Origin of the sequence: Bacillus sp. UNC437CL72CviS29, from assembly GCF_000482345.1 — a bacterium.
GTDB lineage: Bacteria > Bacillota > Bacilli > Bacillales > Bacillaceae_G > Bacillus_A > Bacillus_A arachidis.
In genome coordinates, this window is the sequence record NZ_KI535304.1 from 235,152 (window position 1) to 256,936 (window position 21,785).

Genomic DNA, 21,785 nt, shown 5'->3' on the forward strand with positions numbered 1-21,785 from the left:
CAAAGATGCCAGTTCTTGAAGCATGTATAGATTACGCAGTAGGAAGAGAATTATGGATCATTTGGAGTGCTTTATCCACAATTTCCTCTGCTGCATATATACCAATTTCATTTGTTCTTACAATGTGAGGTAATAAACTTCCTTGTTTTGTTTCAAGTTCACCGTGAAGAGGAGCAATGGCATGATTTGCCCTTTCTAACATGCATAGATCAAGTAAGGAATCACCAGCAGTAATTACGGTTTTTGCCTGAAGTTTTTCTTGTACATATTGGACAGCATCCCATTTGTTCACAGGCTTTGGCACAAAATATAATTTTCTGCCTTGTAATGAATGAGTCCATCCTTGTTGATCGAGCCAAGTTGTGAATGACTGTAATTCGTCGTATGGAATATTGTCACGCTTAATGATGCAGTAGTGAAATAAATCATCAGCTGTTTTTTGTGAAAGAACCCATTCTTCATGAGAAATATTTTGAAATTCTGTTAGAACGTCTTCTTTTTCCATACATGTTGTTAAGCGCTCCGTTTGTATGTTTTTCCAAGTGGCATCTAACTTACCGTTATGAAGGATATTACCGCCATTGCTTGTAATCGCATATTCCGGAACGACTTCTGTTTGAAATAGTGTAATGCGCTGAAACTGTTCAATGGTTCGAGTTGTAACAGGGATGAATTGAGCTTGTAATTGCAGTTCTTTTAATAACGAGATAGCTGTATGTGTCATAAAAGAAATTTCTTTGTTGTCTAACGTTTCAATCAGTTGAATGTGTTCATCGTCTATAGAAGCACGAAATGATTTCCGAGAATAAATGAGCGTTTGATCAAGGTCACTTGCAAAAATCATGAAATTTTCCTCCCAAGAGGTGTGATGAGCCCACAGCACGAATAAGTCATATCTTTATAGAGCTCTACTGGAACATTTTTTTCTTGTGCTAGAAGTAAAATGTGCTTTAAGTCTGGATTGTTTTCGCCCTGGATTAAAATTTTCCATGGCATCCGTCTTAGTAAAACACGCGTTGTTTCTCCAACTCCTGGCTTCACTAAATTTATATCCTCTATTCCAAAATACTTTTGAATAGAGGCAATATCTTGCATACCTTGCCAAGATGGCTCTGTATAGGTAGTAATAACGTGCTCTAGTTGCTTTGTTACATCAGCGCTAATAGAAGGGAATAACGCTGTGATTTCGTCAATAAAGAAGTTAGATAAATCTTCTGTTTCTAGTTCTTTATAATACTTGGCACCGTGAAAATCATTTGGGCCAATATATGTTTCATTTAAAACTGTGCGACTAATTAATCCTGATACGGTCGCATTTAAGCAAGCGCTTGGAATGAGGAAATCTTCTCGTGTTCCATATATAGAAGTACAATGGCCTGGATCAGCAAGTACAGCCATGCAGTCCGAAATATATTCATGGTTCTTTTCGTTAAATGTATGTACTGCTTGGCGCAGTTCTTTTTTTATGGCACCTTTTCCAGTCCAGCCATCAATGAACTGAATCGTTTGATTTGGATGCTGCTGTAAAATATAGTGAAGTGCATTCTCATCAATGCCGCGTCCCCGAATAATAGAAACGCAATAATGTGGCAATTCGAGATGATATTGATAACGAATATACCGTTTTATTAAAACGCCAATTGGTGTACCGGCTCTTGCTAGTGATACGAGTACAAGATTCTTTCCTTTCGTCTTTATAATTTGCTCAGCTACAACGCCGATAGCAATGGCTAGCTTCCGTTTGTATTGCTCGAGTGAAGCAAAAAATAAATCCATATAAGGCTTAGATGGATTATATTCAATCGGAAGCATTTCAGAGTAATGTGTGCCCGATTGAATTGCTTGTTCTCTGTCTTCTGTTGTTCTTTCTTCTATGGCATCACTAATATCTTTTAATAGAAAAATAGCATCTTCTTTCGCATAGCTGCCGATAAGCTGTATTGTTTTAATCTCAGTCATATTTCTTCACCCTCGCTTTCTGTTAAGCTCTTAAATGAAACGATATGAATGACCGGAATAACCGTTTGTAATTGTGTAAGAAGAGGATGAAAAGCATCTCCTTGCAAATTACGCTCTATAAAAAGAAAAATTTCATCGTAATCTCCGGGCTGGATGTTATAAAAATAATTTGTAACTGCTTTGTTTTCGGGGCTTTCATAGGAAAAACGATTATGAATAGCATATTGTAGATCATCTGCGTACGGGTGAATCGGACTACGCGTTGTTGATTGATACGAAATATTTGTCCCCATTTCAGCGGCAATCCGCATTGGAAGGTACATAAATTCACCGGTTCCTAAGCAGAGTGTCTGTTTACCTTTTCGTTTTTTCTTTAAATCATATCCAATCTTTCTAGCAAAAGAGTGGATATGATTTTGATCATCGGATGAAATGCCAAAGCGCCCGGTGTAGTTTATGTAGCTGATATCATGATGTACAGATGTATACGGTAAAGTAGGGCATGGAAGTATATGTTTTTTTATCTTGGACTCTATTGATTTATCAATCATTTCACCATGCGAAGAAGAACTAGCGATCGGACTACCGATTACGTCAATTGAGCCGCTTAATAGAGAGATTACATGAATCGTAATATCAAGTTCTTGCTCGAGCTCTGTAAATTGCTTTCGATGTGCATCTGAGCGCCAATCTAATAAAGAAGCGACAATATATTCTTTTCTTGGAAACTTTTCTTGAATGGATCTGATGATATTAAGGGCGGTTTTTCCTGTTGTTATTTCATCATCTACCAGGACGATAGGCTGTTCATTTTGAAAATAGCTTTTGTCCACATAACAACGATGAGATGTCGCATGAGAATGTTCTTCTTCAAATGTAATGACAGAATCGATTTGTGAGATTGTTTCCCTTGTTGTATGAACATATTTCGCATTTTGAAAACATTGAAACATCGAATGACCTAATGCGGTAGCTGTTTCTGCAAATCCGATAAATAAGACTTCTTTATCTAAAGGGAATTGGTACTGCAAAATTGCTTCCAGTTCATGATTCGTACGGTCTTTAGAAGAAATCAGATTGAGAATTTCTTTTTGATATGGATGATTTGTATGATGCAGTACCTCCATATATCTTGCAGCAAGAGCACAGCCTCCAGCTAAAGAGATTGCAGGTGGAACGGGAAGATGTTTTCCTAAAATGGTGCTTACGAATAAAAAACCACGTTTTTTATTGATTCTTGCAGCCATTTGGAATAGTTGATCTGGCGATAATAAGTATGGATTATGTAGCACATCTATATGAACCGTTATTTTATTTAAAATGTGGTACGTGTATGTTTTGCTTTGGTTCTTCGGTAAGGAGATCGATGAAAGTTTGTTGTTCATGTAGCACCCCATAAATATTAGATTTCAGAAGTGTTTTACGTGCCCAATTATAATGCGGCTTCACTTCATTCATTTTGTTAGAAAAGCTGCTTTTCATCACGCCGTTATACGTCTGGGCCGCTTCGAAAATAGCTTTTGCATCTAAATAATCCTCTAACGTTACAACATGCATAGCTTGAATGAGTTTAATGTGAGAAGGATGAATGACCGTTTTTCCAATTAATCCATTTGCCTGATCGAGCAAGACTTCATGAATTAATCCGTCCTCGTACCGATGAAGCATGTTCTCACGCATTGTAAGCCCGGCGTTTCCAAATGATTCACGAAATGGTGTTTGACGGAGCTGTGGTTTGAGTACGCGCGGATTGTTTCCGAAGTACTCCCACACCGGTCCAGATATAACATATTCATCTGCTTTTCTAGAAAAAATATTAATAATATCAGAAATACAATCGCGAATAATCGAAATGTCATAGATTGTCGTATCTTTGTTACGACGAATGCCGAATAGCCCTGAGAAATCGGTCGCCCCAATTCGGACATTCAAAATAAAATCACGGTAAGAATCTAAGATTTCCTTAATTGCTAGTAATGTATCAATACGAGTTTCTTTATAAATAATTTCAGAAGACTCTAAAATAGGCATCGCATAAAGTGAAAGTGAATAGGTTTCGTTTATATCCTGTAGTTCACGAATGTAAGACATTCCGTTCGCCGGAGTGAACTTAGGAAACACAAAACCGCTTATACAATGGACGGCGCTTCCTAGTTCATGAACGAGCGAATCCATTTGCTTTGGTTCACGAATCCGAATAAAGAGTAGTGGTATGTCTGATGGATGAAGCTTGCCGGTATCCATCATATGAGCTAGTAGTTGCATCTGTATGACAACATTTTGCTCGGCAAGTTTCACATCCCAATCACTAATAGAATCTTCTAAACAAAGTACAATCGATGTCGTACCTTCGAGCCTTTTTCTAACGATGTCATCTGCAATGGTTCTCTTTGTTCCAGGTGTATATAGAGTAGCACCTAATGCGTAAGCTAGTTGATCTTTCGCGGAATCCTTTGAAAATGTAATGGGTTCTTGGTAGAAAAGGTTCTGCTTTTCTTCAAGGGATAGATAGGAAAAATGCTGCATATTGTCACCACCTTATTTAGAGCCTGCGACCCAGTTCATGTTCCATTTATAATGTTGATCCATGTCTCGGTGTCCTTTAAAATATTTCACTAATTTTTGTACTTTGAATGTCTCATCATTTACATTTTCAAGCATTGCAATTGCACATGTACTCAGGCCATTACGGTGTTCATCCATTTTTACAACAATGTCTGGTCCATTTTCTTGTTTTAATGTAACAACACCGTCAACTTGTGACCAATTGGCTGCGCCTTCGTAAATATAAGAGAAAATTAATATTCTTTTTATTTCATGAATCATGTTTCCGTTAATGCGTAAATTTTCTCCTGTATTTGAAGCCCCCGTGCGATCATCTTGATCTAAATGAATGTAAGGCTCACTATGAAATGAACCAAACGTATTTCCAAGCGGTTGTACAACGCCTTTCCAACCATCTTTAAATTCAAACAAACAGCCTAAATCTAAATCTACTTGAGGTGAGAGATTTGCCGCTAAAGATGAGAAAAATCCTTTTTGTTTTGGAGCACTTTGCTTACTCCAATTTAAATTCACTGCAATTTCGCCAAGAGGTTTGTCCGTTTTTTGTAAGTTGATCGTATCTCCAGATTTTTTTAGTTCAATTTTGGAAAGGTTAATATGTTTTTGACTAGAAGAAGGTTTAATCTGTTTATTTGTTTTTTCAAAAAGGTTAGGTGTTATATGAGATAATCCGAATTGATGAGAAAGTTCTGTGAGCCCTCCTTGTATTCCTCTACCGATAGCTCCAAACTTCCACTCGCCCTTATAACGGTAAACTTCACAGGCGATTAATGCAGTTTCAGATGAAAATTGTTCTGTAAGGTTATAACGAAACATTTCTTCATTATTCGTTGTATTGATAATACGGACGTAGGATTGCTTTACTTGGCCAAAGGTTTGCATGCGTGCCAATGCATCGTGAATGGTAATAGTGAACATAATTCGTTCGATATGTAATGGAATCTTTGAAAGTGAAATGGAGATTTCTTCATCATCTCCAGAACCCTTACCTGTACGATTATCTTTTGAAAGTATAATCGTGCCTTGCAGAGAAGATTGCTGTTTGTAAAATACGATATGCTCTGAAGTTGTTAGTCTACCGTTTGAATCCAATAAAAAAGCAGCAGCATCTAAATCGAATGCATGTGAATTTGTAGGAAGATCCCAGCCGAGACCTATTTTTATATGAGTTAATGTAGGATTTGTTTTTGTTAAATCTACCTTCTGTCCTTTACATAACTGTAGGGGCATTTCGATTCCACCTCATTTAGAATAATTACTTTAATCGTAACACGCTAACAAAAGATTTCCAATTTTGTATTTTGAAAATTTACAAACTTTTCGAAAATGGAAGGTGAATTTCAGGATTTATGTAGAACTTTGTTAGTAAGGAGTTTTTTAGAAAGGAATGAAGAAAGAAGATGAATATCCACAAACTAACAGGAGAAGAAGCAAAAGAAATCAATACATGGCAGTATGAAGAACCGTATTCGTTATATAATTTTTCAGGAAGTGAAGAGACAATAGAAGAACTATTAGATGGAACATATTATGGCTGCTGTAATGAATATGGGGAATTGATAGGTTACTTTTGTTTTGGAGAAAATGCGCAAGTACCAGGGGGAAGGGATGCGAAGTTATATATAGGTGAGGATACTGTAGACATTGGGCTTGGCATGAAGCCACATCTAACGGGACAGGGAATGGGGAAATCTTTCTTGAAAGTTGGTTTCCAATTTGCTTTAAAAGCGTTCCAGCCCAAAAGAATTCGTTTAAGCGTTGCTGCTTTTAATAAGAGGGCGATTACGTTGTATGAGAACGTTGGGTTTCAAAAAAATGTTTTGTTTATGAGCAGGGGGAGAGAGTTCCTGCTCATGGAGTATGATTTAGATGAATGCCGTTGTTAACAAATGTGTTATGACCCTGTCCAAATTAAACGTATAACATAACCGAAAAACATAATGTAAGAGAGCATGGCTATAGAGCATGTACCACTTATTGTACGAACCAACCCTTTTTATCTAATGAGTGCTAAAATGATAGATAAGATACTATTTGTCATAATAGTGCCTTCTAGTGAAGGTGTAAGGCGCTGTGTTCATGTGAGACATAGAAAGAATGTGACGGAGGCAACCAGTGCGAAAAGTAGAAAAAGCCAAGAAAAGATTTGCTTTTTAAACATCAGAACACCCCTGTTTGAACGTTCGGAAATATTTTACATGAATTGTATATAGGATTGCAATTTATGTAAATGAAAGAACCCACCTCTTTGTGTAAAGGGGTGGGTTCTTATTTTTAGGGTTTTACCTTATTCTGCATGCTCGGCACGATGCGCCAAACGACTAGACGCGGCTGCAGCGATAGCACCTACAATATCATCAAGGAATGTATGAACTTTTCCAGATGATTTATCATTTAAGTATTCTAAAATACCTGGTTTTAATTTATCGATATATCCAAAGTTTGTGAAACCGATAGAGCCGTACACGTTTACAATGGAAAGGGCGATTACTTCATCCACTCCGTATAAACCTTCATCACGCTTTACAATGTCTTGTAATGGTTCGCTCAACATTCCTTTTTCGGCAAGAACGTCTAACTCGATTCCTGTAATGAGCGCATTTTGTACTTCACGCTTGGATAATACACGTTCTACATTGTAACGACATTCTGACATTTCTAAATTTGGATGGTATTTCTTTTGAAGAAAATGAACAAGCTCCGCAATATCATCGATTGTTACACCACGTTCCTGTAGTAGTTGTAATGCTCTTTCTTGTAGTTGATTCGATTCTTTCATGTTATCACCTTTTTTTCTTTTTATTATTTGTATACGTTTTACTGCTTTATCATGTGCATAGGAATGAAAGGCGAGCACAAGCTCATATATATATAGAAAAACCATAGGTGGCGACTATGATGATTCAGCATATTTATGAGCATTATCAAATGCATGTCAAAGAATTAATCCCTCTTGGCCCCTATAAAAGCTTTTGGATTCGTAATAAAATTTATGTACTTCTTCCAATTGGGGATATGGAGGAAGATGTACTTGTTGAAATGAAAAAATTAAGCGATTATATGAACCAGCAAGGGGATATTACTGTTGCAACCTTCGTTCCGACGGTGCACGGTTACTATGTAAGTGAGATAGAAGAAAAAAATTACTGTTTATTAAAAGGTATGCGTTTGCTTGATCGACATGCTACTTCGTTAGGTAACGAGCTTTCTTTATTTCATAAACGAGGCGCCTTTTTTCCAGAAGAAATAGAACAATTAAGTCGCATTGGTGAATGGAAGTCATTATGGGAAAAAAGGCTCGATCAATTAGAGCGATTTTGGCAATCACAACTTATGAATCAGCCGTCAGATGTATTTGATCAACTATTTATCGAGTCTTTCCCATATTATTTAGGCGTTGCTGAAAATGCAATTCAATATGTTGTAGATACAGAAATAGATGATACACCTCAGCTTGCCGACGCAGCAACGATCTGCCAAGAACGCTTTACCCCTTTATTATGGCAGCAAACCAATAAATTAAAAATCCCCATCGATTGGGTATATGATCATCCAAGCAGGGATTTAGCGGAATGGATTCGATACGTATTCACGGAAAAGAAGAAAGATTGGGAACAAACAATTTTCCAGTTTGTATCGGATTATGAGAAAAACTATGCCCTCTCTTCTTTTGGCTGGCGCCTACTATTTGCGCGCCTTCTCTTTCCACTTCATTACTTTGAAACGGTGGAACAGTACTATCTGACGGGAAATGAAGAACAAAAAAATATGTACCGAGATCGCTTAGAAGACATTTTACACGATGTGAACCGTTCAGAGCAATTTATGAAGCATTTTTATGAATTCCTCCGTTTGCCTGTTGAGAAGCTCGGGATTCGAAAGTTGGATTGGTTGTCCTAATAGGAATTTATAAAAAAGAGACCAATGGTGGTCTCTTTTTTATGGATATTTAGTTTCAGCGATTCTAAGCAAGCCGCATCCGCTTTTAGATTATCCCGCTCCAGCGGCTAGAATGTTCGGTGGCTTCGCTTCTTCCGACGAGGCCAAAAACGCCTCTATGTCAGAAGCTCCATCCCCCTCACATTCTAAGCAAGCCGCATCCGCTTTTAGATTAAAATACTTGTTCTACTTCGATAACGCCTGGTACTTCTTCAAGTAGTGCGCGTTCGATACCAGCTTTTAATGTGATTGTAGAACTTGGGCAGCTACCGCATGCACCCATAAGGCGTAGTTTTACAATACCTTCTTCAATATCTACTAATTCAACGTCACCGCCATCACGAAGTAAGAACGGGCGTAATTTATCTAATACTTCTAATACTTGTTCTTGCATATTTGGGTTTTCCATTTTTATCGACTCCTTTCATCCATTTTATTATAATCAAGATACAGGGGAAAATCTATTTTTTCTGTTCTTGTTTTAATGTCAAAATATTGTATCATGTTTACAACGTGTTTTTTCAGTATAGGGGATGAGAAATGAGCTTGTAAAGAGATGTGTTTATAAGGTAAGTCATCTCGGCGTACTGTTAGAACAGAGAAGTGGGGGAGAAAGAATGGTAAATGTTCAAGTATATGGGGCAAAAGTAATTTGTGCGAGCTGCGTTGGAATGCCATCTTCGACTGAAACATTTGAATGGCTACAAGCGGCAATTGGTCGTAAATATGAAGGACAAGATGATAAATTTAAGTTTGAATACGTTGATATTCAAGAAGAGCAAGATGATGCTGAGAAGCAAGCTTTTGTAGAGCGGGTAATTGAAGAGGATTTATTTTATCCGGTTGTTCTTGTAAACGGTGAAATCGTTGGAGAAGGAAATCCTCGTTTGAAGGACGTATACGAAGAAATTGAGAAATATTTATAATATAAAAGCCTTTGTGGTTGCAAAGGCTTTTCTTATATATCTATATGGAAAAAATAGTTATTAAAGGTAATTTTATTAAGGAGGATGCATGTGAAGGGTGTAGTGAAACAGGAGTTGCCAGAGGAAGTAACGAGTCTAATGGAGCAATATGTGATGGGATTACAAGATATTTTCTTAAATGAAAAATTAATTGGGGTGTACGTATACGGTTCAATCGCTCTAGGTGCATTTCATTTGGGGACGAGTGATGTTGATTTTGTAACGGTAACGAGGGAGACAGTCAGTGAATTTGAGAAGTTGCAAATAAGTGATTTACATAAAAAATTGAGTAAAAATAAGCTCGGAGGACGGATGGACGGTATGTATATCCCGCTTGCTGATTTAGGAAAGAATAATCAAGAGATAGAGCAGTATGTCTATTGTGCTGATGGGAAAGTTAACGTAGGTCACTGGGATGTGAATGCTGTGACGTGGTGGACGTTAAAGAACCATGGAATTACTGTGACTGGAGAAGAAGCAAGTGAACTTCCGTTTGAGGTCTCATGGAATAGGGTTGTAGAAACAATGAAATATAACGTAGAGCAATACTGGGGTGAAAAGGCATCACGTACATATTTGTTTTTAATTGAAGAATGGGTAGAATCAGCCGTTGTAACGATGGGCCGTATTTTGTATACGTTAGAGCATAAAACAATTGTTTCAAAAGATGAAGGATTACAATATATGATGAAATCGTCCACTGATAAATGGATGCCTTTGCTACAAGAGGTAGAGCGGATACGTCATAATAAGGGAAAGAAACGAACGATTTCCATTTGGAAGCGGGCAGATATGACGAAGAAGTATTTGCTTAGTGGGATAGAGGAATGTCGGAAGAAGTGGGAAGGGTAGTTTATTTCAAAAATTAAGATGGTGCGGATATAAAATAGTAAGACCTCTGTAGTAGTTACTATAGAGGTCGGTTTGTAGATGAAGTTATACACTACTTAGCTACTCATTATTATGCTGTGGAAGTATCCTCGTCTTTACGTACTTCAAAAAACTCATTTTTGCACAAGTATTTAAAAATTCTTTGTGTAACTTGCTCTTCTTGATCTAATAAGAAGCGATGATCAAACGCGTAGAATGATTGTCCTTGAATTAATTTAACGTAATACATTATATATACCTCCATTATAGAACGATACAAATTTAAAGATTCATTACTTATAATATCCATAAATTGGTTTAAAATACTTAGAATGTTAATCAGGGATCTTAAATAGAAGTATGAAGAATGCAAATATGAAAATAAATACTGTAATCAATAAGGAGATAGTTAATATAAAAGAGTTCACAATAAGATGTGAACTCTTTTATATTAACTATTTTTCCATCGCTCTAATTTATTTTCAACAAGCTGTTTCATCTCGCCTACTGTAATATGCGGAAGGGCGAATTTTTCATTTTCATAGCAATGACTGCAATACGTTGTACTTTTTTCTCCATTTTTTTCTGTACCGCCACCATTTTCATCTTTTGAAAATGGCATGCCACAGCTTTGACAGTTCTTATGTTTCTTCATGAAATTCGCCTCTAAGATTCCATCTTTTTTAACTGACACCGCCTATTAAAAAATGTTTTATACCCAAGTTGTAAAAAGATAATGACAGAAAAAGCTGTACTTCCGGAAATACCAAGTATAATCACAATTTGATATTGAATGGCGGTAAACGGTGAAATTCCTGATAAAATTTGTCCTGTCATCATACCTGGGAGACTAATGATTCCCATTCCGACCATAGAATTAATCGTTGGCAAAATAGCTGAGTCGAAAGCATCGCTTATAAGTGGGGTAGCTGCTTGTTTTGGGGTTGCTCCCAGCATCAGTGCACCTTCAATTTGCTCACGTTGTGATTTCATAGTTTTTAAGAATGTATTTGCACCGAGTGACACACCGGTCATGGCATTACCAATGAGCATTCCAGCGATTGGAACGATATATTGCGGAGCATACCAAGGGTCGTGTCCAATAATGACAAAGATAAATAATAAAAGTGGCCCGATTGATCCTGCAATCATTGAGAGTGCGGCCACACGTTTTAACTCTTTTGACATAGGGATATTAACTCGCTTATAAATGTTAAAAATAGCAAATGTAGTAATAGAAGTAATAATAGCAATTGTATAAAATGGATTACTATTTTCAAATATGTATGTAAGTACGTATGCAACAAGCACAAGTTGAATGGTCATACGGAATGTAGCGATCGTAATTTGTTTTTCACGTGGTATTCCTTTTAATTTTACAAGGCCGATTAAAATGATAATGAAAATATATGCTGCAGCAAGTTGCCAAAGTTGTAATTCAATAACGCCCTTCAAATGCGTGCACTTCCCTTCTAATAGCACCTTTTGTTTTATTAATTTCAATAATGTCGTCTGCTATTTCTTCTGGAAGTAGTTGTGAGTGGGTAATAAAGATAACAGTTTTCTTTTTTTGTTTCGCAAATGTAGTGAAATTTTTCATGACGCGTTTTTCTGTATCAGCATCTAATGCAGATGTTGGCTCATCTAATAAATAAACGGGCGGATCCATAAGTAAAACACGAGCTAAGGAGAGTCTTTGTTTTTCACCACCGGATAATGAGGAAGCGATATCTGTTAACTCTTTTTCTAAGCTTACAATTGCGAGAGCTTCTTGTAGTGCTTCATCAGGTGGTAAAGATTTCTCCGAAAAGCGAAGCCCTATTAACAAATTATCTTTTACTGTTCCGTCAAATATTGGAGGAGTTTGTCCTAGCATAACGACTTCACGACGTAATTGAATAGGCGGATAAGACGAAATGGGGGTATCGTTATATTTAATTTCGCCAGTTGTTGGTGATTGTAGATCATTGAGCAGGCGAAGTAACGTACTTTTTCCGCTGCCACTTTCAACGATGATGCAGGTGGTTTTTTCTTTGTGGATCTCTAAGTAAGGAATATGTAAGATGTCTTTATATGTTACGTCTTTTAATAAAAACATAATTTTCTCCTTTCTGATTCTATATAAATTCAATTTGTTTTTATATATTCATATCGTATCAAAAAAGGAGAAAAATAGAAAAAACAAGAGCGACCCGCTCTTGTTTTTCTGTTTAGCCATTATGATGTTTGTACATCCATAGAATACCGGACTTTAAAAGTCTAGGCACTCTGCCCATTAATGGTTGATTTGCCAATAATCCAAATCCATGTTTCTTACCGAGAGAGCCGAGAACGCCTTTTAATTTAATAACAGGTAGTTCATCAGGAAGTGGCTCATTGTTCCAACGTTTTAATAATATTTGGACAATTTGTTCACCTTGGCCTTCAGCAAGTTGTGCAGATGGTGCATGTGGAAGAGAAGCGCAATCTCCTACAACATAAACATGCTCATTGTTCGGAATATTATGATATTTTGTTAATACAACCCGTCCGCTACTATCTTGCTCGACTGGAAGGTTTCGAACAACTTTGTTTGCTTGAATACCTGCTGTCCATACGATTGCATCGCATTTAAGCGGTTCATCATGGTTGTACACAACATTTGGTTCTACTTTCGTAATGTCAGAGTTTCGTATAATCGTAACATTATGCTTTACGAACCACTCTTCTACGTATCTACTTAATTTTTCTGGGAATGGGAATAAAATGCGATCCTTTCTATCAAATAAGTAGATCTTTAAATCAGAACGACTTTCCCGAAGTTCACTTGCAACTTCAACGCCGCTTAAACCAGCACCGACAACAGCGACAGTTGCATTCGGTTCCAAACCATTTAATTGTTCGTACGTTTTACGAGTTTGTTCAATTGATTGAAGGCTATGTGTATATTCTTTCGCACCTGGTACGTTATGATATTTGTCTTCGCAGCCAAGACCAATAATTAAGTCATCATATTCGACAACTTCGCCTCCATCAAGATGAACGGCTTTGTTTTCAAGGTCAACATTCGTTACAGTGCCGTATTGAATGTTGAGACGCGGGTGTTCAGGAAATGGAATGCGAATATGCGTTTCTGAAATTGTACCCGCTACTAATGCGTAATATTCTGTTTTAAAACAGTGGTATGGTACTTTGTCGATTAATGTCACTTGGACATCATCTGGAAGTTGATTGCTTGGAAGAAGCCGTTGCAGAATTCTCATGCCACCGTAGCCACCGCCCAGTAATACGAGGTGTTTCATGATGGATTACCCCTTTTCTGTTGAAATATCCCCTAATCATACAATTATATATTGAAAAAATATTTTGACTTTACTCACTCAAATTATATCGAATTTGTGAACAAATAACAATGCATGAATGTGTACTCTGTTGTACAATAAGAAGAAAAGTGGACAAACTGTTTTGATTTGTATGTTGGAAAAACAACAGATAGGTTAGAAAAAACGATAGAAGCTGCCATTTCCTTCGGGTGAAACCAGAAGAGGGAAATGAGTGGAGATCTTTTTCTGATTTCATAGCAGTGATTTATATGTTGGGAAATCCAAGTGAATTGATATAGAGAAGATCTTTCGATTTGAAATGAAGTAGTGAAGCAACGAAATATTGTAGTAGGTGTAATGGAAACAACAAGAAACAGCTTAGTTTTCTTAGTATAGATTTATTTTTTTGAGGTACAGGGGGGATAGTTTTGATTAAGCCATTAATCGAGTTTTGTGTAGGTAACCTTGCGAGTGGATCACAAGCAGCGTTAGAAAAATTAGAAAAAGATCCGAATTTAGATGTCATGGAATATGGTTGTCTGGGGTATTGTGGTATTTGTTTTGAAGGTCCTTTTGCACTGGTGAATGGTGAAGTTGTACAAGGGACAACGGTAGAAGAGCTTGTGAAAAATGTATATGATTATTTAGATGAAAACCCAATGTTTTAAGGCGTTGCACTTGAGCAACGTCTATTTTATTTGTTTCATCAGAGTGAAAATTCTTTTAGAGGAAATGCTAACAAAGAATTTGAGCTTTAGAGGTGACAGAATAAATATTATTTAGGTACTCGCTGGTCTTTTCGGTTTTCCAGATGTGTCACTGCAATTTATATTAGATTACATGTTTTCATTGCTTGCTTTTGTCATTGGTGTACCATGGACAGAAGAGGTCATTGCAGCTGAGCTGGATATTAAGTGCTGCAATTGCAAGGACGTTTGTATGAATAAAAAAAGGCCCTTTCCGAGAAGGGCTTTTTTCTTACACAATGTGTGTAAGAACGGCTCTTATATAAAGGCCATCAAAATGTTGTCAAATATGAGAAACGGGGGACGTTCTTATTGTGTTCCAAAAGCATGCATTTTATACTTAGAACAACAAATTTTTTTTGGAGTGAATGAGGATGAACCAATTTTCTTTTACAAAAATGCATGGTCTTGGGAATAGTTATATATATGTAAATATGTTTGAAGAACAAATTCCAGAAGAGGCACTATCTCTTGTAGCGGAAAAAGTATCAAATATCAACACTGGAATTGGTGCGGATGGAATGATTTTAATTTGTCCATCAGAAGTAGCACAAGTGAAAATGCGCATGTTTAATAATGATGGCTCAGAAGGAAAAAGCTGCGGGAATGGACTGCGCTGCGTAGCGAAATATGCGTATGAGCATAAACTAGTAGAGGAGAATGTTTTTACAATAGAAACATTGGCCGGAATCGTAACGGCTGAAGTGACAGTAGAAGACGGTATCGTTACCTTAGCTAAAATTGATATGGGAGCACCTCGTTTAACTCGTGCAGAGTTACCGATGCTTGGAGAGGGAGAAATGCCTTTTATTCGTGAAGATTTCCTATACAATAATCATCGCTATGCGTTTACTGCTGTTTCGATGGGGAATCCGCATGCGGTTATTTTCGTTGATGATGTGGAAGAAGCACCACTTACAACATTAGGTCCAGTACTTGAGACGCATGAGATGTTCCCGGAACGAGTGAATGTTGAATTCATTGAAGTTGTAAATGAAAATGAAATGAATTTCCGCGTTTGGGAACGTGGATCAGGTGTGACGCAGGCGTGTGGCACAGGGGCATGTGCAGCAGTTGTGGCAGCAGTATTGAATGAAAAAATGAAGCGTGGTGAAGAAATTACGGTTCATTTAGCGGGCGGAGATTTAATGATTGCCTGGACAGAAGAAGGGAACGTTTTGATGAAAGGTCCAGCGGAAGTAATTTGCCGCGGAGTGTATGAGTACAAGATAGAAGCGTAAAGATGTATAATAGAACGAGAGATGAAAGGAAGGTGGATTTCATGATTGATGTAACAGAACAAGCGGCATTTCAAATTAAAGATATGTTAAAAGATGCTGAAGAAGGAGAGAAATACGTTCGCCTTGCTGTACATGGCGGTGGATGTAGTGGTCTTTCTTACGGCTTAGGATTTGAAAGAGAACCAAATGAAGATGACACAGTTCTTGAGTTTTATGGTGTTGAATTTGTTATTGATAAAGAAAGTGCTCCGATTGTTAAAGGAGTAAAAATTGACTATAAGCAATCGATGCTTGGCGGTGGATTTACAATCGATAACCCGAACGCAATCGCATCGTGTGGATGTGGATCATCTTTCCGTACAGCTTCGAATGCTGGTAAGCCAGAAGAGTGTTAATCATAACCTTCTCACAAATGAGTGAGAAGGTTATTTTTTATTATTTTACAAACTAGTTGTGAAATAATTGTTTTCATTAAATTCACATAATGTTCAAACAAATAGGTTTAAAAACTCGGAAGTTATAGTATTCTTGAATTAAGAATAATTTTTCGACAAATAAAGACAAAAAATTTATGGTAATCGAAAAATTTTATTTTATATCTGTGATTACACAGACAATAAGGAGAAATGATTATGGCGAACAAACGTTGTAAATTACTTCATAGATCGTTTAAAGAATTGGTAAAAGAAAATAAACAAAAGATATTAAATGATAAACAAGAGATGGAAAAAATTGAACAACGTATTGAACAACGTTATACAATTAATAAATCGGCTTCCTAATTAAGATACGAAAACGTCGTTGATATACAAAAAAGAAGATAATCGACTAGGTACAGTAGTTGGTTATCTTCTTTTTTGTTTTTTTAGTGTGTAATCTTACAAAAGTGTAATGCTCATGTCACGTTTTTGAATTTCTCCTTAAATGAAAAGGGATTATGATAGCAGTATAATAAAAAACACATGAGGTGAAAGACGTGAAAAGATATATTGCACTTTTTAGTATTTTAGTTGTATTTGCTAGCTTGTTAGTTGGTTGTGATTTAAACCGTATGGGAAAAGATACGTATTATGTTCAAATTACGGCTGATGGAAAAGAATACAAGGGAAAATCTGATAATGGTACACCATATACAAATTACCAATATAAATTAGCGGGATTTGATGAAGAGGGTAAAGAAAAAACAATGGAATTTAATGCGCAAAAAAATCTTCGCAAAGAAGCGTTTCTACATGTATACTACTCCGATAAAAAAGGTGTGACAGCTTGGGAAGAAGTGAAAAAAGACGAGCTGCCTGCAAAAGTGAAAGAAAAATTAGGTGTGAAATAATGAAGAAGGAGTTGGGGTATGGGCCAGCTCCTTTACTTATTTTCAAAATCTTCTTCTGAAATGACTGTAAAGCCATGTCTTCGAAGCAATGCAGTTGTTACACCGTAACCCTCTTGTTTGTTTCCATTAAATTCGCCCGTATAAATGGTGGAGCTTCCGCAAGACGGACTACGTTCTTTTAAAATGATGTATTCGGGATGTAGATCTTTTATTTCTTTTAATGCTTTATAAGCGCCTTGGACAAAGGCTTCTGTTACATCGTTCCCCTCTTTATCTATCACCTTTGCTTTGCCGTCTAGTACATCATCACCATTGCCACCAATAATTTCTGCTGAGGGGCGTGGCGTTGGTAATCCACCTAATACTTCTGGACAGACAAGAACGGTTTCTTCTTTCTGCAATAGCTCTTCTATTTTTGAGATTAGATTGTCATTTCCGTCGTAACGACAAGCAATACCAGCTAAACAGGCACTAATTACAATCATGGTTTCTACCTCAGTTCATTAAGAAAATTTTTTGAAAACGCCCATTTTGCTTCATGGGACCTATGTATATATGGGGTGATGAAAATGGGAACTTTCTATAACTTAATGAAAACATATAGCGAATTTCAAAGTAAAGAAGAATTCAATGTATATCAGCAGCAAATTTTCGTACGTTATCAAGCTGATATAAATAAAACAGATTTTTTAGTAATTCGTTTGTTAGGGAGATATGCAATTAATGAAAAACAAAAAACAGTCGGAGTCGCTTGTCCGTTAATGGAAACAATTGCGACTAAAATAGGAAAAAGTATTCGTACGGTGCGTCGCTCTGTTGCGAAATTAGAAGAACTCGGGATTATTGAAAGGATCCCTACGAAAGAGAGACATAAGCGCGGGGGATATAGTGCAAATTTGTATGTGTTTCGTAAAGCTGCCATTGACCGCATGGATGGCCGTATGAAAATGACCGCATGTGAAAATGTGGAAAATGTAGATGGGTGTAAGAAGGAAGAGGTGCGAGAAGAAAGGGAAACGATTCTTTTTAAAAACTCTTCTAAAGAAGTACAAAAGAAAAAAACAACGTATGAGCTTGATGAGACATATTGTCGTCATGATATTCCGGCTAAGTTTGTACATGCGATTGTACCAATGTCACGGAATCCACAAACAATTAATGTGCTTTGGAGTAAAGTAGAACTGGCTTATAAAAAGAGCGGATTATTAGAGCAAGGTGTATTTTTGGAACAGCTGCTTGTTGATGAAGATATTCAGGAAAAGCTTATCTGGCGTGTGAAAAGTGTTGTCAGAGCGTATAAGTTAGGGGAAATTCGGAAAGATGTTAAGGCTCTTTTGTATAGTACGATGCGAGATCTATTTTTAGATATTGAGTTAGAATGGGGGGCGGCTATAAGAAGGAACACGAAGGTGACGTTATTTGATCCATTCAAAAAAGAGTCATGCGTGTAATACATGACTCCTCTTAATCAATCAAATTTTCGTACAACAGGAACGCGAATCGCAACAAATAATACGAAGATAATAACTGCGATAGCGCCGCTTTTCATAATCGTCACAATCGGAATACCAGCAGCAAGTGCGAGTGATGTGAATGCATAGGAAAGCGGGATGAAGCCCATGGATGAAAGCATCATTAAGCTCATGACACGGCCCATCATTTCTTCTTTGACGGTAGATTGAATCATCGCCATTAATGGAACGATGGCCATGGCAATTGTAATACCGTAGAAGGCGCCTGCGAGTAGTGCTTGCCAAAGTGCTGTACTGAAGTTAATAGATAGGAAGAAAACGCCAGATAACAGCATCATAATGATACAAAATAAGCCGCGTCTACGATTAATGTTCTTAAGACCAACAATGACGGCACCGATTGCCATGCCTGCTCCAACAGCAGCTTCTAAATAACTAAATTGAAGCGAGTCACCATGAAGAACGTTTTTGACAAATAGCGGGAAACCAACTTGCATTGGACCGATTAAAAATAGATTTAAAAAGGCACTACAGATGAGAAATGTTGAAAGAAAAGGCGATTCCTTTACGTATAAAATTCCTTCTTTAATAGATGTAAACATACCTTTATCTTTATCTGTTTTTTCTTGTACTGTAAATTGTATTTTTTGGACGAGTATAGCAGCAATAATGAGGAGCAGAATGGTAATGGAAAAGATGGTCTCATAATTACTAAACTTAATGAGAATCCCACCAAGTACAGGTCCTAAAATTACTGATGCTTGGTTCGTCATTTGTGTAAGTGAATTCGCCTGTGTTAAGCGATGTTTTTCTACAAGTTCAGGGAGAATGGAACCGTCTGCTGACCAAAAGAAGGCATCAGCTAATCCGAACAACAAAGCAAACAAAGCAAATGTATATAAGGTCACATGACCAACGATAAACCAAGTTAAAATCGTTGCGACAAGAAGTGCACGAACGATATTTGAGTAAAACATAATATTTTTTTTCGGGAATTTATCTGCGACAGCTCCCCCAACAATCATAAAGACGAGCCTTGGTACGCTAAGCGCAACAAAGACAACGCCTAGTGAGGCCTCAAGATTTAATGTTTTTGCTATGTACCACGTTTGAGAAAATGTAAAAAAGGCTAAGGCAAAACTTGAAAATAGAGTAGCTGCCCAGAGGAATAGGAAGTTTGTATTTTTTAATAAAGGTGTTCCACTTTCTGCTGGAGCAGGTTTGTTTTGTTGTAGTTCCTCCATATTGCTTCCTTTCTATGTAACCATTTTGAATGGATATAAAATCCTATTAACAATCGTTTTATACAGTTTTTAATATTTCTATACTGCACTTTTTCATTGTAGACAATAATTGCACATTTGCCCAGTGGATTTTTTAAGGCAAGATAAGAAGAAGCGAATGTGATTCCGGTAGAAAATAAAAAAACCATCAGACGTTCTCTTCCCTTGGAGTAGTTGATGGTTTTTCTTGTTAGGATTTCATAACTTGGATTCCTTTTATGATATTCCAGATAAAGAAGTACAGGCTAATGATACCGCAAATACATACAGTGATAATAGCACCGATACCAAGTGTTACATCGGGCTCATTGGAACCAAGTCCCATAATTCCTAATACAATCATCGATATAAAGGCTGCAATACTTGGAATAATATGTGTCCATAAAGCTTTTTTTGCATGAGCTTTCGTCTCGCTGTCACCGAAAATCCAAACGATGATTGGGAAAAGAAGCGGTGCAAAGAAAATACTCCAGTAGGAAAAGGCGGATAATAATTTGTTTCCGTTCATGTAGGTCACCTCATAAGCTAGTGTTTGTTATTATACGTTTAGTATGCAGGCAAATGGAGTGAGGCACTATCGTTTTATCTTACAAAAACATGACAGTTTTGTAAGATTTGATGAGATAGGGTATATAAGGGCGCCGATATAATAAAAGTGTAGTGTAATCATGCAAAAAACGTAGCGATTATTCGCTGCATTTTTTGTGGAAAGAGTGTAAATCGATGAATTTAGCTAGTGCAATATAAATATCAATTTGGGCATCATTTGGATCAATAGATGTTCACCGTATCGTTCAAAGTCTATCGTGAAAGCGCGGTTGTTTTCTTTTGACCAGTTCCAAATATCTTGCCATGCTTCTGCGATAACTTTTGATATTGGACCTTTTCGAGTTGTAAATAACGCATATGTACAAGCAGGGATTGCAAGAGGTGTCATATTTTTCGGGATATTTTCCAATGAAGAAACTGGCATGCCAATTGTGTATCTATATGCTCCGGTTTCATCGGACTCATAATTTGAATACACTGCTAGTGTTACTTGTGAAGGTTGGCTAGGAGTTAATTTATTCAAAAAGACTCCTTCTGTATGAAAGGAGTCCGCTTCACTTTATATATTAAAACATACTAGAACTATGCATTGGTTGCAGTTTTGCATTTGGATCGAAGTAAGCTTTGGCATTGTTTACCGCTGTTGGTGCTTCACCAAAGCCACATGCAATTAGTTTTACTTTTCCTTCATATGTACAGATGTCACCAGCTGCGTAAATACCAGAGATGTTTGTTTCCATTTTAGAGTTTACAACGATGCTGTTCTTTTGAATGTCTAAGCCCCAGTTTTTAATTGGACCAAGAGAAGAAACGAAACCATAGTTTACGATGACATCATCAACGTCAATAACAACCTTTTCTTCTGTTTTCACATGTTGCAGAACAACTTGTTCAATTTTGTCTTCACCAATTAGTTCAATTGGAACGTAAGGTGTTTTTACGTCTGCTCGAGAGTTCATTAAGCTTTCTACGCTGTGCTCATGAGCACGGAATTTATCACGACGATGAACGATTGTTACTTGTTCAGCGATTGGTTCTAACATCATTGTCCAGTCTACAGCAGAGTCGCCGCCGCCAAATACAACGACGCGTTTCCCAGTGAATTTTTTCATATCATCAACGAAGTAGTGAAGGTTTTTTTTCTCGAATTTTTCTACTCCTTCTAATTCTAAACGGCGTGGTTGGAAAGCTCCGTTACCAGCTGTAATAATGACAGATTTAGAATAGTGTGTTGCTTTATTTGTTACAAGCTTAAATACGCCATCGGCTTGTTTTTCAAGTGTATCAACTGCTTCTTCTAAGCAAATAGTCGGCTCAAACTTTTTCATTTGTTCTTTTAAATTATCAACAAGTTCTTGCGCACGTACTTTTGGGAATCCGGCTACGTCATAAATATATTTTTCAGGGTATAGTGCGGATAATTGTCCTCCAAGTTGCGGTAAGCTTTCAATAATTTTTACACTTGCCTGTCTCATGCCGCCATAAAACGCTGTGAATAATCCTGTTGGACCTCCACCGATAATCGTTATGTCGTAAACTTTTTGATTTTCTGTCACTATTTATT

At 37.0% G+C, this 21,785-nt stretch carries 26 protein-coding genes and 1 pseudogene; 10 read left to right on the plus strand and 17 right to left on the minus strand.

Features of this window, described 5'->3' with window-relative positions; translation table 11 throughout:
* Window positions 1-31 precede the first annotated feature (31 nt).
* Genes M014_RS0125415 through M014_RS0125435 form a run of 5 tightly spaced genes read right to left on the minus strand, consistent with a single transcriptional unit; the run spans window position 32 to window position 5,754 of the window.
* Complete coding sequence (locus M014_RS0125415; protein WP_026594200.1) at window positions 32-844, minus strand: HAD family hydrolase; 813 nt, start codon at window positions 842-844, stop codon at window positions 32-34.
* The gene (locus M014_RS0125420) at window positions 841-1,959 is read right to left on the minus strand and encodes a cysteine protease StiP family protein (protein ID WP_026594201.1); all 1,119 of its coding nucleotides are present in this window, start codon (window positions 1,957-1,959) and stop codon (window positions 841-843) included. The genes M014_RS0125415 and M014_RS0125420 overlap by 4 nt, the downstream gene beginning before the upstream one ends.
* A complete protein-coding gene (locus M014_RS0125425; RefSeq protein WP_026594202.1) occupies window positions 1,956-3,344 on the minus strand; it encodes a phosphoribosyltransferase family protein in 1,389 nt (462 codons plus the stop codon). The genes M014_RS0125420 and M014_RS0125425 overlap by 4 nt, the downstream gene beginning before the upstream one ends.
* On the minus strand, window positions 3,271-4,485 hold the full coding sequence (locus tag M014_RS0125430) for an HpcH/HpaI aldolase/citrate lyase family protein (protein ID WP_026594203.1): 1,215 nt from the start codon (window positions 4,483-4,485) through the stop codon (window positions 3,271-3,273). The genes M014_RS0125425 and M014_RS0125430 overlap by 74 nt, the downstream gene beginning before the upstream one ends.
* A gap of 12 nt (window positions 4,486-4,497) precedes the next feature.
* Window positions 4,498-5,754 (minus strand): TerD family protein, encoded by a 1,257-nt coding sequence (locus M014_RS0125435; protein ID WP_026594204.1) that lies wholly within the window; start codon window positions 5,752-5,754, stop codon window positions 4,498-4,500.
* Between the two features lie 170 nt (window positions 5,755-5,924).
* On the opposite strand from M014_RS0125435, the gene M014_RS0125440 reads away from it, so the two are divergent.
* Window positions 5,925-6,410, plus strand: a complete 486-nt coding sequence (locus M014_RS0125440; protein ID WP_026594205.1) for a GNAT family N-acetyltransferase — start codon at window positions 5,925-5,927, stop codon at window positions 6,408-6,410.
* Window positions 6,411-6,811: 401 nt separating this feature from the next.
* Here the strand turns inward: M014_RS0125440 and M014_RS0125445 are convergent, their stop codons facing one another.
* The gene (locus tag M014_RS0125445; protein ID WP_026594206.1) at window positions 6,812-7,303 is read right to left on the minus strand and encodes a phosphatidylglycerophosphatase A family protein; all 492 of its coding nucleotides are present in this window, start codon (window positions 7,301-7,303) and stop codon (window positions 6,812-6,814) included.
* A 119-nt stretch (window positions 7,304-7,422) separates the two neighbouring features.
* Here M014_RS0125445 and yutH point away from each other — a divergent pair, with 119 nt between their 5' ends.
* Entirely contained in the window at window positions 7,423-8,424 is a 1,002-nt protein-coding gene (yutH, locus tag M014_RS0125450) for a spore coat putative kinase YutH (protein WP_026594207.1), read from the plus strand.
* Window positions 8,425-8,635: 211 nt separating this feature from the next.
* Here the strand turns inward: yutH and M014_RS0125455 are convergent, their stop codons facing one another.
* The gene (locus M014_RS0125455; protein ID WP_000431179.1) at window positions 8,636-8,872 is read right to left on the minus strand and encodes a NifU family protein; all 237 of its coding nucleotides are present in this window, start codon (window positions 8,870-8,872) and stop codon (window positions 8,636-8,638) included.
* 208 nt (window positions 8,873-9,080) lie between these two features.
* Between M014_RS0125455 and M014_RS0125460 the strand changes: the two genes are divergently transcribed.
* Together M014_RS0125460 and M014_RS0125465 are read left to right on the plus strand one after the other, a co-directional pair.
* Complete coding sequence (locus M014_RS0125460) at window positions 9,081-9,389, plus strand: YuzD family protein (protein WP_026594208.1); 309 nt, start codon at window positions 9,081-9,083, stop codon at window positions 9,387-9,389.
* 84 nt (window positions 9,390-9,473) lie between these two features.
* Window positions 9,474-10,280 carry a nucleotidyltransferase domain-containing protein gene (locus M014_RS0125465; protein ID WP_243764993.1) on the plus strand — a complete coding sequence of 269 codons (807 nt, stop codon included), beginning with the start codon at window positions 9,474-9,476 and terminating at the stop codon, window positions 10,278-10,280.
* Between the two features lie 109 nt (window positions 10,281-10,389).
* Here the strand turns inward: M014_RS0125465 and M014_RS28980 are convergent, their stop codons facing one another.
* The 5 genes from M014_RS28980 to M014_RS0125490 all read right to left on the minus strand — a co-directional run bounded on the left by M014_RS28980 (window position 10,390) and on the right by M014_RS0125490 (window position 13,579).
* Window positions 10,390-10,548, minus strand: coding sequence for a YqbF domain-containing protein (locus M014_RS28980; RefSeq protein ID WP_081811128.1), 159 nt, complete (start codon window positions 10,546-10,548; stop codon window positions 10,390-10,392).
* A 201-nt stretch (window positions 10,549-10,749) separates the two neighbouring features.
* Window positions 10,750-10,953, minus strand: coding sequence for a zinc ribbon domain-containing protein (locus tag M014_RS27495; protein ID WP_051588622.1), 204 nt, complete (start codon window positions 10,951-10,953; stop codon window positions 10,750-10,752).
* Between the two features lie 11 nt (window positions 10,954-10,964).
* Window positions 10,965-11,753 (minus strand): ABC transporter permease, encoded by a 789-nt coding sequence (locus M014_RS0125480; RefSeq protein WP_026594210.1) that lies wholly within the window; start codon window positions 11,751-11,753, stop codon window positions 10,965-10,967.
* Window positions 11,737-12,396 carry an ABC transporter ATP-binding protein gene (locus M014_RS0125485; RefSeq protein ID WP_026594211.1) on the minus strand — a complete coding sequence of 220 codons (660 nt, stop codon included), beginning with the start codon at window positions 12,394-12,396 and terminating at the stop codon, window positions 11,737-11,739. Before M014_RS0125485 ends, M014_RS0125480 begins: the two co-directional genes overlap by 17 nt.
* A gap of 112 nt (window positions 12,397-12,508) precedes the next feature.
* Window positions 12,509-13,579 carry an NAD(P)/FAD-dependent oxidoreductase gene (locus M014_RS0125490; RefSeq protein ID WP_026594212.1) on the minus strand — a complete coding sequence of 357 codons (1,071 nt, stop codon included), beginning with the start codon at window positions 13,577-13,579 and terminating at the stop codon, window positions 12,509-12,511.
* A 449-nt stretch (window positions 13,580-14,028) separates the two neighbouring features.
* On the opposite strand from M014_RS0125490, the gene M014_RS0125495 reads away from it, so the two are divergent.
* The 5 genes from M014_RS0125495 to M014_RS0125515 all read left to right on the plus strand — a co-directional run bounded on the left by M014_RS0125495 (window position 14,029) and on the right by M014_RS0125515 (window position 16,917).
* Window positions 14,029-14,268 (plus strand): YuzB family protein, encoded by a 240-nt coding sequence (locus tag M014_RS0125495; RefSeq protein WP_026594213.1) that lies wholly within the window; start codon window positions 14,029-14,031, stop codon window positions 14,266-14,268.
* 452 nt (window positions 14,269-14,720) lie between these two features.
* Window positions 14,721-15,587: a diaminopimelate epimerase gene (gene dapF, locus M014_RS0125500; RefSeq protein ID WP_026594214.1), complete on the plus strand. Its 867-nt coding sequence runs from the start codon at window positions 14,721-14,723 to the stop codon at window positions 15,585-15,587.
* Window positions 15,588-15,628: 41 nt separating this feature from the next.
* The gene (locus M014_RS0125505) at window positions 15,629-15,982 is read left to right on the plus strand and encodes a HesB/IscA family protein (RefSeq protein ID WP_026594215.1); all 354 of its coding nucleotides are present in this window, start codon (window positions 15,629-15,631) and stop codon (window positions 15,980-15,982) included.
* A gap of 231 nt (window positions 15,983-16,213) precedes the next feature.
* Window positions 16,214-16,369 (plus strand): FbpB family small basic protein, encoded by a 156-nt coding sequence (locus M014_RS28985; RefSeq protein ID WP_081811129.1) that lies wholly within the window; start codon window positions 16,214-16,216, stop codon window positions 16,367-16,369.
* Between the two features lie 194 nt (window positions 16,370-16,563).
* Window positions 16,564-16,917, plus strand: coding sequence for a YxeA family protein (locus M014_RS0125515; RefSeq protein WP_026594216.1), 354 nt, complete (start codon window positions 16,564-16,566; stop codon window positions 16,915-16,917).
* A 32-nt stretch (window positions 16,918-16,949) separates the two neighbouring features.
* Here M014_RS0125515 and M014_RS0125520 read toward each other — a convergent pair whose 3' ends face one another.
* Window positions 16,950-17,402, minus strand: coding sequence for a DUF523 domain-containing protein (locus tag M014_RS0125520; RefSeq protein ID WP_026594217.1), 453 nt, complete (start codon window positions 17,400-17,402; stop codon window positions 16,950-16,952).
* A gap of 84 nt (window positions 17,403-17,486) precedes the next feature.
* Here M014_RS0125520 and M014_RS0125525 point away from each other — a divergent pair, with 84 nt between their 5' ends.
* On the plus strand, window positions 17,487-18,368 hold the full coding sequence (locus M014_RS0125525) for a helix-turn-helix domain-containing protein (protein ID WP_026594218.1): 882 nt from the start codon (window positions 17,487-17,489) through the stop codon (window positions 18,366-18,368).
* Between the two features lie 17 nt (window positions 18,369-18,385).
* Here M014_RS0125525 and M014_RS0125530 read toward each other — a convergent pair whose 3' ends face one another.
* The 4 genes and pseudogenes from M014_RS0125530 to M014_RS0125545 form a co-directional block, all read right to left on the minus strand.
* A complete protein-coding gene (locus tag M014_RS0125530) occupies window positions 18,386-19,633 on the minus strand; it encodes an MFS transporter (protein ID WP_026594219.1) in 1,248 nt (415 codons plus the stop codon).
* A gap of 229 nt (window positions 19,634-19,862) precedes the next feature.
* On the minus strand, window positions 19,863-20,180 hold the full coding sequence (locus M014_RS0125535; protein ID WP_026594220.1) for a DUF4870 domain-containing protein: 318 nt from the start codon (window positions 20,178-20,180) through the stop codon (window positions 19,863-19,865).
* A 178-nt stretch (window positions 20,181-20,358) separates the two neighbouring features.
* Window positions 20,359-20,708: pseudogene (locus M014_RS27500) on the minus strand (GyrI-like domain-containing protein); the annotation flags it as partial.
* Between the two features lie 79 nt (window positions 20,709-20,787).
* Window positions 20,788-21,777, minus strand: a complete 990-nt coding sequence (locus tag M014_RS0125545) for an NAD(P)/FAD-dependent oxidoreductase (protein ID WP_026594221.1) — start codon at window positions 21,775-21,777, stop codon at window positions 20,788-20,790.
* Between the last annotated feature and the right edge of the window lie 8 nt (window positions 21,778-21,785).